Here is a 13,336-nt window from a genome sequence, read left to right on the forward strand (position 1 = left end):
ATTTGCTCTCCAAACACGACCGCTTGTTGCGCCTCGAGAAAACTCACCGGGAGCAGACCATTGAGCTCAATGACGAGCAAATTCGCCTGCTTGAACGCTTCAGCCCCGAGTTCCGCGAACGCCAGATTGAGGTTCACTACACCGGAGAACTGGTGGCAGTCGACACCTTCTTCGTCGGCGCGCTCAAGGGGGTTGGCAAGGTGTATCTGCAAACCGTGCTGGACTGCTATAGCCGCCACGCTTGGGGACGGCTCTACACCAGCAAGCTGCCGGTGACCTCGGTTCATGTGCTCAATGAAACGGTGCTGCCATTTTTCGAGGCCCACGAGGCACGGGTCTATACCATCCTGTCGGACAATGGGCGCGAGTTCTGTGGGCGCCCTGACCACCATCCCTACGAGCTATTCCTGCAACTGGAGGGATTGAGCACCGGACCACCAAGGTACGCAGGCCGCAGAGCAACGGCTTTATCGAACGACTGCATCGAACCTTGCTGGATGAACACTTCCGTATCAAGGGGAGAACGACTTGGTATGAGTCGGTAGAGCAGATGCAGACAGACCTGGATAGCTACCTGGAACACTACAACACCCAGCGACCACATCAGGGCAGGATGATGGAGGGACAGACTCCCTACAGCATGTTCAAGAAGGGTCTGAATGAAATTGATACCGAAGGACGTGCGCACTAAAGTAGCGTAAATAAGACACCGGTTTGAGGCCGGTGTCAGGTGATAACTAGATCTGTACAATCTACAAGTATCTGGACTGTACGTGGCTATTGGCAGCGATTGAATAATGCTTTCTTGATCTTTATCTAATTCAAAGCCTTCGATGAAGTTCTCTTTCCACCACATATGAAAATTTGAAAAAGAATGCCATTCATCACAGACAATACAAGGATTATATTTAACACTATTTTTATTATAGTAAGTTCTACGCAGCATATTAGCCCAACACTGATAAGCTGGGTGATAGAAAACTCGCCCTTCTGTCTTAATCGCTACAGGAAAGCTTACGTCAAGACAGCCAACACCATAAATTAAACTGCGCACTTTGCTTGTTTTTCTTTTTGTTCTTGATTCAAAAATATTTAACTTATCATTAATATCTAGATTCTTAAATTCCTTGACCGTTATATTTAGTTTCATTTTCCCTCTTATTATTATGGTTTTAATTTATTCAAATACAAATTTACGACACTCGGATCCCATTTCTTGCATATCGTTTTGGTCGAACATGACAGCCAAATTCAAAATGAAATGATCCTTTAGTTTTTGAGCATGAATGATTTCGTCAAGGAATTCTAGAATTTCATATTTATCATTTTGGGTAATATTGCTTTTGCTAATCATGCTTCCAAGGTGGGTTAGGTGTTCAGTTGTAATACTCATTTATTCTCCAGTTTGTTTAGTTTTATTTTTCAAGAAATACCATAATTTATGTCTACGTCTCATAATGCATCCATTTTTAAAATTAGAAGTTGCAACTTTAGCCATACACGAAACATCTGTAATTTTTTATTGTTACTGTTCATGTAGGCCTCAGAAAGGAATGCAATTTCGACAAAATTCATCACTACAATCCCATTCACCATTTCTATCCCTGAAACACTTATCACATAATCTTCCAGGTTCGTGACGGAAGGAATATTTTGTGGGTTTAGCTTGGATAAATTCCTCGAACATATCATCATGAGATATACCACAATCATCAAGGAATGGGTCAGGCAAGTCGTCTTGTTTACTTACTGGTTCAGGCCCTTTAGGTTCGGGTTGCCCTACTGGCTTCACAACAGATTTAATATGTAGATTCTTGTTCGGCTGCTTTCTTGTCTGCTGTTCTTCTGTATCTAATTCATTGAATCCTTCCAATGTCACAAGCTCATAGAGCTTCGAGGTTCCTTTACGGGAGGTAGCCTTTACCAGCCCCATCTCCTCAAGCTCATCAAGATACTTTTTGACAGTGTTATCGCTGCCGATCCCTAAATTATCTTGGATATGCTTATAGGACGGAAAAACCTTACCACTCATCATCTGATAATTAAGAAGGAAGCAATAAACAGATTTGTGGTTTAGATTGAAGGTATAGCCTTTGATTTTTTTAATTTTATAAATTTCATCGAATGCACGGAAAAAGCTAGATTCGTTTTTCTTCTGATTCATTTAGTTCCTCATTATCATTAGTATCATTGGATTTTTTATGTTGGTCGATCATTCGGATTATTACTGTCTGTGCGCTTACTCGCTGTTTCTGGCTTTCTGCCATAACATATCGCAACAGGTCACGCGGGATATTTAGTTGCATTATTTATTCCTCTTTGTATCGTGTTTTTAGTTGCTTGGTGGGCTTCAGCTCCTTCAATGAAAGCTCAACAGCCAACCAGAAATCTGAACGTTTCTTTGTTCGTGAGCTTAGCTTCAGGGTTTGTGCTCGCTGAATTGCGATTTTTAAATCTTGATATTTCTCAATGTACTCTGCAACAGCCTCTGCGACATTCCAATATGCCATAGATATCCTCGTATAAAATTTAAATGCAAAAAGGCCAAACCTGTTGTATTAGGAAACAGGAGGCCAATTAATATTGATGTGGGTATGAAGGAAAGGTAATTACTTCTTTAATTTCTCACTTCATAATATCTAGTTTATCATTTATTCCTAAAAACTCAATACTTTTAAAAAATAAATTTGACATGTATGTCTATTTGCGAAACATACCCTTAGACCCACCAAAACATATCAAATTTCAATTCCAACACTCTACCTATATAAACACCCTGTCAACACACAACAATTTAAAATAGAGCGATTTTGTACTATTCTATTGCACATTAATGGCATGAGGCCATCTGAACCACACTATATTATTATCACACAACAACATTAGCTATCGCTGAGCCCCCATACAATATCTGTTCAGATATATAACACAACATATAATTATGTGTTTTAGTGGTGAGTAACAGACTCATGGAGCGTTAGCGCATTGAGTTTGTTAACTATTACTCTATATATTATAAGAAAAACAAGAAACCCATTACATTATCATTCCATGTGTTCCTTAAACACAAGTATGGAGTGAGTGGCACACGAACATAATATTTGTGTTGTCTATTCTTATGAACCACAACAAGGAATGAGTGTTAACGAATGTATTGTTAGTGGTTATTTGTCTTATCAAATTAAATAAAGAATAATAGATAACACAATCATTACATTATCATTCCATGACTGTGTTTAGGGCGACCACAAGCGAAGCGGTTGGCGACATTGGAGGTTGGAGCATAAGCGACAACAGACAGGGCGAGCCCATATATTATTTTAATATCTTTTCTTTTAGTCTTTTATTATATCTCTTCTTTTACGACGCACATATCTGCGTGACCCTTACGCACCCGTGTACGTCACTACCTACGCACATATCTGCGTCACCTAGTCTCGCACACGGGTGCGTTACTATTTTGGATTATCTCTTTATGTTTCCAGTGCTTCTGCTACCATCACTATATTTCACTGCAATTTTAATATCATTCTTTAATACATTGAAATTAATAGTAGAGTCCTCACCTTCAAAGCCATTTGAACCATCACGCCATCTGCCTACGTGATCGATATTTGTCCCAGGCAGGCCTCTCCAAACGATTCCATTCTCATTCATATTAACTTTGCATTCATAGTTCCATACTGTCTTATCTTGTGGTCTTACATAACCAACTTTGATCGTGTCGCCACCAACAACAAGCGGTTCTTTAACATTAATCAAGTTAGGCTTTTTGCCAAATTCAATGGCAATTGCTTGTTGGCAGACTTTATTTAGCTCTGTATTGCTTATCAGCTTCGCTCCGATATTTATATTAGCACTAGTTATTTTATGAAATTTGAATAATTCTTCTCCACCGTTGGCATTTTGCATTATGAAATAGCCTGATTGTTCTATGCCATCTCCTTTATACCTATATTTATTCTGTGAACTCAGCTCAGAGAATGTTTTCCCTTGATCATCTGAGACTCTAATATTAACAAAGGTATCAGGAAATTGGCATTCATACATCTTCTTTCCATTTGACACTTGAACTGCTGGAGTGGATGGAAGATAAAATTTTTGAAAAAATAAATCGCTCGGATCTATGCCTTTTTCTGCGCTTACAACACCGATACATATGCCATTGTAATCCCCTTCAGATAGGTGGATTGGTGACTCGTTATGTTGGGTAACATTGCTAGTTGGTTCCTTTCCACGAGATAGATACATTGACAGCAATATCATTCCTCCGACGAAGTAAATTGTTTTCATACTTTTCTTATCACTTCCCGCCATTTCATCCCCCATAAATTTAAAAGCAAAAGGCGACCATTGAGATCGCCGATTTCATTATGCTATGAATATAATAGTCCTTTCAGATTCCTTATCATCTAAATAATAATCAATTTTGATAACATCTGGAGCCTGAACTTTAATTGCTTTGTGGTATTTATCAGCCTTTGAATAAGAGTCGCCTGTGTAACTATCGCCTCTACGACATTGAGGGATTATAGATGGGTTTGGTAAATTCCACCCCATTGTATTAAATATACTATCGTAAACATCAGTGTTGTCTATATACCAATAATCTTCAATTATTATTTTATTTTTTACTGTGCCATCATAGTAAATCTCTATTGTAATTAGCTGCATAATGGCTCACTTAGAGAAAAACTCTGGATATTTAACACTGTTTCCGTCTTCAGGATTCTCCCATATGAATCCTACAATGTTATTTTTACTCATAAAATCGTTTATCTTCTCGTATATAATGGCTTCTCTGTTCTCTCGTTTATCACTGTCGTATTTATCATGCAAAGGTATAGAAGAAACCCTTTCTACTTCAATTTTTGATTTAATAATTTCAGGGTGGTGTGCTTGAATAAAAATGCAGCCGTCCTCTGGATATTGTATAACATCATTAGTGAGGTGAACATGAAGACCAATATGACCCTGCGCATCTTTAACTTTATACGTAAACAAGTATTTTTTATTCATTAATTACCTCTTGCATTGTGTTCCCCTTTGCTCACAATTAAACAAAAGGAGTCCCGAAGGACTCCAAGAGGCTATATATTAATATGTTGTGTGTCAATGACTTACATCACAAGTTGATATTCAATTCAATTTTATATGTTGTTTACACTGTTTAGCTTTGGGTTGTGTGATGGTATGCCCCTCGCCTCTTACATTTTCATAATAGCAAATACGATTCTTTCCCTTTATCTCCTGTGACTCAAGGCGATATGTGTCATATGCTGCACCATAGACAAATGTTGATAGCGTGAGAGATAACATTAAAAGTATTTTTGTGTTCATAGTGCAATCTCCAACGCTTCTTTGAGCTTGTCTAATGGAACATCACCACCGTACCTGTCATAACTGATAGCTTTGTTGGTGTGGCCCAAGATTGCAGCAGCATACTGCAAAGGGATGCCCGCAGCTTTCAGCTTGCTGGCTACCGTGTGCCGCAGGCTATGAAAATCTTTATCAACCGGCCTGTTACGGCTGAACCATTGCCCAAACAGATGGCTATAGCAGTTGTTCCGGTATGGTAGCTCTTTGAACAACCTACCCCCTTTCCTGCTTGCTACAAACTCCAAGAATCCAGCAGCCAACAATTTGCCATGGATTGGGACAAGCCGTTGGCTTGCTTCTGTCTTGAGGCTCTGATCTTTCCGTATGGCTCGAATGTTGAAGCACCAGACACCATTAACTTGCTCTATATCGTCGCTGTAGAGCTGGCAGGCTTCATTAGAACGCAATCCGTGGTATCGCCCTATCATGGCGATGAACATGCGCCACGGCTCTTGCTCCTTGGCCCATACATCGAACTGTTTAAGCTCTGGATCTGTGTAGCCGGATCTGACGTTGACCTCTTTGACCCTCTTCAGCTTCAAGCCTTTAAAGATGTCTGTTGTTTGCTCTGTATGGTCTGATAGCCAACTAAACAACAAACTCAGTTTTTGAATGTACTTATTGATTGTGGTCGGAGACTTGCCAGAACCCAACAGCCAAGTTTTGAACGAGACAGCATCAGTCTTTGTGTACTCAGACAGACATTTGTCGCCAATGTGTTCAATAAAGGTGTTGATGTAGTTTTGCTGGTTCTTGGTCTCTTTGGGAGCCCATGACAATTGCTTTTCCGCAATGTAGGACTCTACATATCGAGCCAGCATATCTACAGATGCTGAGCCTTGGTCTAGTTCGTTTTGATTGTGTTCGGAAGGTACAACGGGGGACTCGACCCCAGAGGGGCTGCCGGTGCAAGCAGGGATGTGAACGTGCCCGTTTAGCGGGGGATGTTGTGTCGTTGATGCTTCAGCTTCAAACCCAACGGGTTTAGACATGACATCACGGCAAGCAGCATCGGAGATGCATACAGCTTGCTGCACATCAGGGCTGGAATGATTGAAGTGAATTTGAAGTGCCAAGAGCTGGGCTTGTGCCTTGTCTCTTGTTTTGAGGGATTTACGGAAGGTCTGACGACGACCATTACACATGGTCACTCGTTGGTAGTAGTAGATCCCATTTCTATTCAACAGAAACATATGGCACCCCCTATGAGGATTGTGTGCCAGTTTGTGTGACAGTGATACACAAACAGCTTGCCTTCAACAAGCTAAGTTACTGATCTTAAACGGGATTTGCAGAAACAGGTGGTGGCCCCACCAGCCACATCCCGGCACTCGAGTCCCCCGCCTTGGCTGCTACCTTCCGGTCCTGACCAGGTTGACGAGTTATCAATGCGAGAGGACCAATGGGACCACCGGCGAGGAGAATAGCAAAGTCCCGTTTCATTGCAATGGCTTTCTGCCGAGGGACGAACCGTTCGCCTTATTTTTCAACAATCTGCCCAATGAATCAGCTAAACAGCATGAACTTGGCCCCCACCAGCAACATCAGCAGGGCGAACGCCTGCTTGAGCCGTTGCGGGGAAAGTTTATGGGCAAGCTTTGCCCCCACACGGGCAAATTGGGTGCTGGTGAGTACTATGCCGAGCAGGGCAGGCAGGTAGATGAAGCCAACACTCCACTCAGGCAGATCGGCATGACCCCAGCCGGCATAGAGGTAGCTGAGACTGCCCGCCAGCGCAATGGGCATGCTGCAGGCGGCGGAGGCCGCCACCGCATTGCGCATCGGCACGCTGTTCCAGCTGAGATAGGGCACGGTGAGCGAGCCGCCACCGATGCCAAACAGCGCCGACATCCAGCCGATGACGGTACCTGCTATGCCGGTGCCGACAGGTCCCGGCAGGTGCCGCTCCGCCTTGGGCTTGAGGTTGAGCCCCATCTGCAGCGCCATGGTCCAGGCGAAGCAGCCGATGATGATGTTGAGGGTGTTGGCGCTGAGCAGATTCGCGGTCATGCCGCCAAGCCAGGCGCCGATCAGCATGCCGGCCCCCAATCGGCGGATCACCACCCAGTCGACCGCGCCAGCCTCCTGATGTGCCCGCAATGAGCTGAAACCGGTGAAGATCATGGTGGGCAGCGAGGTTCCCAGCGCCAGATGGGTAATGATATCGGGGGCCACCCCCTGAGCGTGAAAGCTGAGTACCAGCACGGGCACTATGATGAGACCACCGCCGATCCCGAACAGCCCCGCCAACATGCCCGCAAAAGCACCCAGCAGCAGATAACCCATAAACAGCATAAAAATTCCTTCCCAGGTGGCGCCTGACCATCCAGACCAGAGCGCACATAAAAAAGAGATGGCCCTTGGGCCATCTCTTCATTGTGCCGGTTAACTCAAGGGAATGGTACCGTCCATCACCTTGTAGAAGGCCAGCACGGCGCAACCGAGCAGGGCCGCCGTCATCCCCTGCTCCAGCCGGTTGAGGCCGCGCAGCCCGTGATGCTGACGTGCCTTCCAGTAGATGAAGATGCCGGGGCTGTAGAGCAGCGCCACCAGCAGCAGATACTCGACACCGGCGGCATAGACCAGCCAGCAGCCATAGAGGGTGGCAATCAGTGCCAGCAGCAGGTCGCGCTTGCGCTGATGAGGCTGACCCTCGTAGGTCTCCCCTTTCAGCGCCAGTTTGAGGCCATAGGCACCGGAGAAGACATAGGGCACCAGCGCCGCCGAGGTGGCGATGTTGACCAGCGCCAGATAGGTGCTGCTCTGAAAGTAGATGATGATGAGAAAGGTTTGCACCAGGCAGGTAGAACACCAGAGCGATACCTTGGGCGAGCCATTCTTGTTCTCCTTGGCAAACCAGCCAGGGAAAACCCCCGTCTTGCCCGCGATATAGGGCACTTCCGCCGCCAGCACAGTCCAGCTCAGCAGGGCCCCCATCACCGAGATCACCAGACCGATGTTGATGAGCCAGGCACCCCAGGGGCCCACGACGGCTTCCAGGATCATGGCGGTGGACGGATTCTTGAGGGCGGCCAGCTGCGGCTGACTCATGACCCCCAGGGAGAACAGGGTCACCATGACGTAGAGCGCCAACGCGCCAAGCAGCGCCAGCACGGTGGCACGACCCACGTCCTTGCGATGACGGGCACGGGCGGAGACCACCACGGCCCCTTCGATGCCGATGAAGACCCAGAGCGTCACCTTCATGGTGGACTTGACCTGATCCATCACGGATCCCAGCTCCACGTTGTCGTGGCCCCAGATATCCAGCGTGAAAGTCTGCATGTTGAAGGCAAGCAGGATGGCAACGCAGAACACGATGAGCGGCACCATCTTGGCGATGGTGGTGACTATGTTCACCAGGGCCGCGACCTGGATCCCGCGCAGCACCAGGGCATGCACCGACCAGATGAGGAGGGAGGCGAGCGTGATGGCCACGGGCGTGTTGCCGTCGCCGAAGATGACATTGTCCGGGGTATCGAAGAAGTAGCTCAGGGCGCTGAACACCACGATGGCGTAGGAGACGTTGGCCAGCAGCTGACAGAGCCAGTAACCCCAGGCGGCGTTGAAGCCGATGAAATCGCCGAAGCCGGCCTTGGCATAACTGAAGATACCGCCATCGAGATCCGGGCGGCGCATGGAGAGATTCTGGTAAACCAGCGCGAGACAGATCATGCCAAGACCAGTGATGGCCCACCCCAGGGCAACGGCCCCGGCGCTGGCATGAGCGGCAATATTTTGTGGCAGACTGAAGACCCCGGCGCCGACCATGGAGCCGATCACCAGCGAGATGAGGGCGCCAAGCCCTAGTTTCTTGTCCATCTCAATCCTGTTTGATTAGGCGGCGGCAGAGCATCCGTATTCATACTGCGCGCAATATGGGAGGGGCGAAAAATCCGTACCCCGTGAAAAAGGCGGCAACTATATTGCATGACTATTCCGACCGCAATCCCTCGTACCGTCAATCATGCGCCGTCTTGACCGCGCGCAATTCTACAGCACTGACCTCAAGCGCCTGTGAGCTGGCTCAAATTAAGAAAGACCCGTTGATATTTCACATTTTTCCATGACTTCGCCCCCGTTTTTCGGATCAGACCTGCATGAGTATTCAATTTGTCGATGGGGGCATGACGCTGGCTTGTTGATAAATACTTCAATAAAAATGCCCCTGTGCCAGAGGCCAGGGGCAGCGTCTTCACCGCCGATACACTCAGAGTCGCAAGCCACCGTCGAGCTCTATCATGCGCCCGGACAGATAGTCATTGGCGAGAATAAAATGCACGGTTTCGGCCAGCTGGTGCGCCTCCCCCAGGCTGCCGACCGGGATGGCCTGCTGCATGCGCGCCATCGCCTCCGGTTTCATCGCCGCCGTCATGTCGGTGGCAAACACCCCCGGGGCTATGCCCATGACCCGAATGCCGTGGCGGGCCAGTTCCCGCGCCCAGGTCACCACCAGGGAGGCAACCCCCGCCTTGCTGGCGGCATAGTTGCTCTGGCCTATGTTGCCCGCACGGGCGATGGAGGATATGTTGACGATGACGCCGCCTTGTCCGCCCCTGGCCATCAGGGCCGCCCCTTCGCGACCACAGAGGAAGGTGCCGGTCAGGTTGACGTCGATGACGGCCTGCCACTGGGCCAGACTCATCTTCTCCACCAGTTCACCCTCTTTCACCTTGATGAGCATGCCGTCCCGCAGGATCCCGGCGCAGTTGATGAGGCCATGCAGGGCACCACATTGCTCTTTAATCGCGGCAAAGGTCGCCTCCACCTCGGCTTCACTCGCCACGTTGCAGACGAACAGGGCGCACTGGCCATCACGGCTGCGCAGCTCGGCTTCGGTCACCTCCAGATCGGTACGATTCACATCGATCAACGCCAGCACGGCGCCCTGACTGGCCAGGCTCAGGGCGATGGCGCGGCCGAGCCCCCTGCCCGCCCCCGTGATGGCGATGACTTTCTGCTTGATATCCATGGGTACTCCTTGTTGTTAACTGAGTTGCAGCCCGCTTGATGAGGTGATGAGCAAACTGCCGCAGACTAACCGGCCTGTGACGGGTCCTGCGTTTTATCCAGATAGAGCTCGACGATACTGGAAAAATCCTTGCTCTCCTGACCCTGGCTTGCGTGCAGGTTGAACAGGTTGCGGGCCAGGGCCCCCATGGGCACGGCGCTGTGGGCATGTTCGGCCAGGGCCATGGCCAACCCCAAGTCTTTAACCATCAATCGGGTCATGAAGCCCCCCTGATAGTTGCGGGCGGCAGGTACGTTCGCCATCACGCCAGGCCAGGGGTTGTAGCGCTCCAGGCTCCAGTTGTTACCTGAGCTCTTGCCCATGATGGTGGAGAGCACGCCCGGATCCAACCCCTCCTTCACCCCGAGCGCCAGCGCCTCGGCGGTGCCCGCCATGTGGATGGCGAGCAACATGTTGTTGCACATCTTGGCGATCTGGCCCGCTCCAAGCGCCCCGGCATGAAACAGGTTCTGCCCCATGCAGGCGAGCACGGGTTTGGCTGCCTCGAAATCCGCCAGTTCGCCGCCGACGATAAAGGTGAGGGTCCCCGCCGCCGCCCCGGCGACGCCACCCGAGACGGGGGCATCGATAAAGCGGATCCCCCGGGCTCGTGCCGCCTCCCCCACCTGGCGGGCCGAGGCCACGTCTATGGTGGAGCAGTCGATCACCAGGGCCCCCGCGGGCAAGGCTGCCAGCAGATCCTGTCCGGCACTCTCGCCGAGCCAGAGCCCGCGCACGTGCTCACCGGCGGGCAGCATGCTGATGACCACGTCGCAATCGGCCACCGTTTCGCGGGCATCCCCGGCGGCGATGCAACCGGCGGCGATCGCCTTGGCGACACTCTCCGGCATCAAGTCAAACACCCGGACCCCGTGCCCCGCCCTGGCCAGGTTGGCGGCCATGGGGCCCCCCATGTTGCCCAGCCCGATAAACCCAATCCTTGTCATCTCGTCTGCTCCTTGCCGTGCTGGCTATCCAGCAACCTGTGTCTGTTGATCCCCTGACGCCTTCTACTTGAAGGCTCAAGGTGCCAGGGGATTTTTCCCCTCGGGCCAGCGATAGAAGGCATCCAGCCAGTCAGTGCCGGGTTGCGGCGCCTGCCAGCGCGGGGACCTGTCCTTGTCGATGAGCAGTGCCCGCACCCCTTCCACAAAATCCCCTTTCAGCACGCAGTTGACCGAGAGTGCCAGCTCATCGGCAAACACCTCGGTCAGCGACTGGCGGCGCGCCTGCCAGTACTGACGCCAGAGGATGGCGCGACTGATGGGGCTGCCACTGCAGCATGTGTCACGGGCCTGCGCCAGGCTCCCTTCGCCAAGCTCGGGATCGAAGACGGCATCGTATAACCGATCCAACACCCCTTGCAGGGTACACCCAGCCAGCAGGGCATCGATCCTGGCCTGATGGGGCAAGAGCACAGGCGCTGGCAGCGGCTGGTCCGCCTCTGCCTGCAAGCCGCTCAGCAACCGTTCGATCTGCTCGCGCGGCGCGGCCTTTGCCCCCCACTCCAGCGCAGCCAGCCGCGGCAACAAGGCAGCACGCTCACTGCTGGCGATGGCGTGATCCGCCAGCCCCAGGCCGATGGCATCCGCGCCGTTGAAACGGGCGCCGGTCAGCCCAAGCCAGAGCCCGAGTCGCCCCGGCATGCGGCTTAAAAACCAGCTGGCCCCCACGTCCGGGTAGAGACCTATGGTCACCTCCGGCATGGCGAACAAACTCTTATCGGTCACCACCCGAAAGTCGGCACCGGCGAACAGGCCTATGCCGCCCCCCATGCAGATGCCATCCACCACACAGATGAGTGGTTTGGCATAACGGTGAATATGGTGGTCAAGCCGATACTCCTGCTCAAAAAAATCCCGCGCATAACCAAACAGCGCCTGCTCGCTCTCCTCCTGCTGGCGGTAATAGAAGGATCGGATGTCGCCGCCGGCGCAAAATGCCTTCTCGCCGGCCCCATGCAACAACACGCAAACGATGGCCGGGTCCTGCTCCCAGCGGGTCAGCGCAGCCTGCAACAGCTGGATCATCTCAAGGCTCAGGGCGTTGAGGGAGGTTGGGCTGTCCAGGGTCAGCACGCCGATATGATGGCCGTCCGCCGTGGGGTGGGTTGTGACGCGTACCGATTCACTCATGCCTCATCCCCCTGCCTGGCAGATGCCTCGTATTGCCAGCGCGGTGGCCGCTTCTCCAGGAAGGCTGCCACCCCTTCACGCTGGTTGGCGTCTGCAAACAGCTCAAGGAACAGGCTGCGCTCCAGCGGCAACGCCGCGTCCCGATGGCCGCTGCGTCCCTGATTGATAAGGCGCTTGCAGGCGCGCAGGGCGCTCGGGCTCTGACGCTCCACCAGCTGGGCCATCTGGTGCGCCACGTCCCAGGCATGCCCCTCCTTTACCACCTCCTCCACCAGCCCCATCTCGTAGGCCAGGGTGGCACTCACCTTCTCGCCACAGAGGATCATCCGCTTGGCCCAGCCCGGGCCCACCAGCTCGGTGAGACGCTGGGTGCCACCGGCGCAGGGCAGCAAGCCCACGGAGGCCTCCGGCAGCCCCAGCTTGGCCTGCTGCTCGGCGATGCGGATGTCGCAGGCCAGCGCCACCTCCAGCCCGCCACCCATGGCATAACCATTGATGGCGGCTATGCTGACGCCGTGGAAACCGGCCAGCGCCTCGAAGGCGCGACCAAAGGCCTCGGCCACCTCGCGAGCATGATCCAGATCGCCGTCGGCAAACATCTTGAGATCGGCGCCGGCGCAGAAGAACTTGTCCCCCGCCCCGCGGATAACCAGGGCCACCACGTCGGGGCGGCTGTCCAGCTCCACCATCATCTGCAAGAAGGCCTGCAGGCTGGCCAGGGTCCAGGTGTTGGCGGGCGGATGGTCGAGGGTGATGTAGGCCACGTGACCGTGATATTCGAGCCTGATCCTTGTCATTGCGTTGTCCTTGT

The 13,336-nt window shown here is 51.4% G+C and carries 13 protein-coding genes, 1 other RNA gene and 1 pseudogene; 1 reads left to right on the plus strand and 14 read right to left on the minus strand.

Going from position 1 to position 13,336, the window contains the following annotated elements; genetic code table 11:
* A pseudogene (locus tag ACW5XD_RS22090) lies at positions 1 to 701 on the plus strand (integrase core domain-containing protein); the annotation flags it as partial.
* Between the two features lie 476 nt (positions 702 to 1,177).
* Here ACW5XD_RS22090 and ACW5XD_RS22095 read toward each other — a convergent pair.
* From ACW5XD_RS22095 to ACW5XD_RS22160, 14 genes are all read right to left on the minus strand, one after another.
* On the minus strand, positions 1,178 to 1,393 hold the full coding sequence (locus ACW5XD_RS22095) for a hypothetical protein (protein ID WP_456496743.1): 216 nt from the start codon (positions 1,391 to 1,393) through the stop codon (positions 1,178 to 1,180).
* A gap of 150 nt (positions 1,394 to 1,543) precedes the next feature.
* Positions 1,544 to 2,164, minus strand: coding sequence for a helix-turn-helix domain-containing protein (locus ACW5XD_RS22100; protein WP_456496744.1), 621 nt, complete (start codon positions 2,162 to 2,164; stop codon positions 1,544 to 1,546).
* 145 nt (positions 2,165 to 2,309) lie between these two features.
* Positions 2,310 to 2,510 carry a hypothetical protein gene (locus ACW5XD_RS22105; protein ID WP_456496745.1) on the minus strand — a complete coding sequence of 67 codons (201 nt, stop codon included), beginning with the start codon at positions 2,508 to 2,510 and terminating at the stop codon, positions 2,310 to 2,312.
* Between the two features lie 955 nt (positions 2,511 to 3,465).
* Complete coding sequence (locus tag ACW5XD_RS22110; protein ID WP_456496746.1) at positions 3,466 to 4,317, minus strand: hypothetical protein; 852 nt, start codon at positions 4,315 to 4,317, stop codon at positions 3,466 to 3,468.
* Positions 4,318 to 4,371: 54 nt separating this feature from the next.
* Positions 4,372 to 4,674, minus strand: a complete 303-nt coding sequence (locus ACW5XD_RS22115; RefSeq protein ID WP_456496747.1) for a hypothetical protein — start codon at positions 4,672 to 4,674, stop codon at positions 4,372 to 4,374.
* A gap of 6 nt (positions 4,675 to 4,680) precedes the next feature.
* Positions 4,681 to 5,019, minus strand: a complete 339-nt coding sequence (locus tag ACW5XD_RS22120; RefSeq protein WP_319913706.1) for a hypothetical protein — start codon at positions 5,017 to 5,019, stop codon at positions 4,681 to 4,683.
* Positions 5,020 to 5,336: 317 nt separating this feature from the next.
* Positions 5,337 to 6,572 carry a tyrosine-type recombinase/integrase gene (locus ACW5XD_RS22125; RefSeq protein ID WP_456496748.1) on the minus strand — a complete coding sequence of 412 codons (1,236 nt, stop codon included), beginning with the start codon at positions 6,570 to 6,572 and terminating at the stop codon, positions 5,337 to 5,339.
* Positions 6,573 to 6,687: 115 nt separating this feature from the next.
* An RNA gene (gene ffs, locus ACW5XD_RS22130) (signal recognition particle sRNA small type) lies at positions 6,688 to 6,784 on the minus strand.
* Between the two features lie 101 nt (positions 6,785 to 6,885).
* Positions 6,886 to 7,674: a sulfite exporter TauE/SafE family protein gene (locus tag ACW5XD_RS22135; RefSeq protein WP_456496749.1), complete on the minus strand. Its 789-nt coding sequence runs from the start codon at positions 7,672 to 7,674 to the stop codon at positions 6,886 to 6,888.
* Between the two features lie 90 nt (positions 7,675 to 7,764).
* Positions 7,765 to 9,201 (minus strand): arginine-ornithine antiporter, encoded by a 1,437-nt coding sequence (gene arcD, locus ACW5XD_RS22140; protein ID WP_456496750.1) that lies wholly within the window; start codon positions 9,199 to 9,201, stop codon positions 7,765 to 7,767.
* A gap of 388 nt (positions 9,202 to 9,589) precedes the next feature.
* Positions 9,590 to 10,351, minus strand: a complete 762-nt coding sequence (locus ACW5XD_RS22145) for an SDR family oxidoreductase (RefSeq protein WP_456496751.1) — start codon at positions 10,349 to 10,351, stop codon at positions 9,590 to 9,592.
* Between the two features lie 65 nt (positions 10,352 to 10,416).
* Positions 10,417 to 11,337 (minus strand): 3-hydroxyisobutyrate dehydrogenase, encoded by a 921-nt coding sequence (gene mmsB / locus ACW5XD_RS22150; protein WP_456496752.1) that lies wholly within the window; start codon positions 11,335 to 11,337, stop codon positions 10,417 to 10,419.
* A 75-nt stretch (positions 11,338 to 11,412) separates the two neighbouring features.
* Positions 11,413 to 12,525, minus strand: a complete 1,113-nt coding sequence (locus ACW5XD_RS22155) for an enoyl-CoA hydratase/isomerase family protein (protein WP_456496753.1) — start codon at positions 12,523 to 12,525, stop codon at positions 11,413 to 11,415.
* Positions 12,522 to 13,322 (minus strand): enoyl-CoA hydratase, encoded by an 801-nt coding sequence (locus ACW5XD_RS22160; protein ID WP_456496754.1) that lies wholly within the window; start codon positions 13,320 to 13,322, stop codon positions 12,522 to 12,524. Before ACW5XD_RS22160 ends, ACW5XD_RS22155 begins: the two co-directional genes overlap by 4 nt.
* Positions 13,323 to 13,336 lie beyond the last annotated feature (14 nt).

The organism is Aeromonas enterica (genome assembly GCF_054052465.1).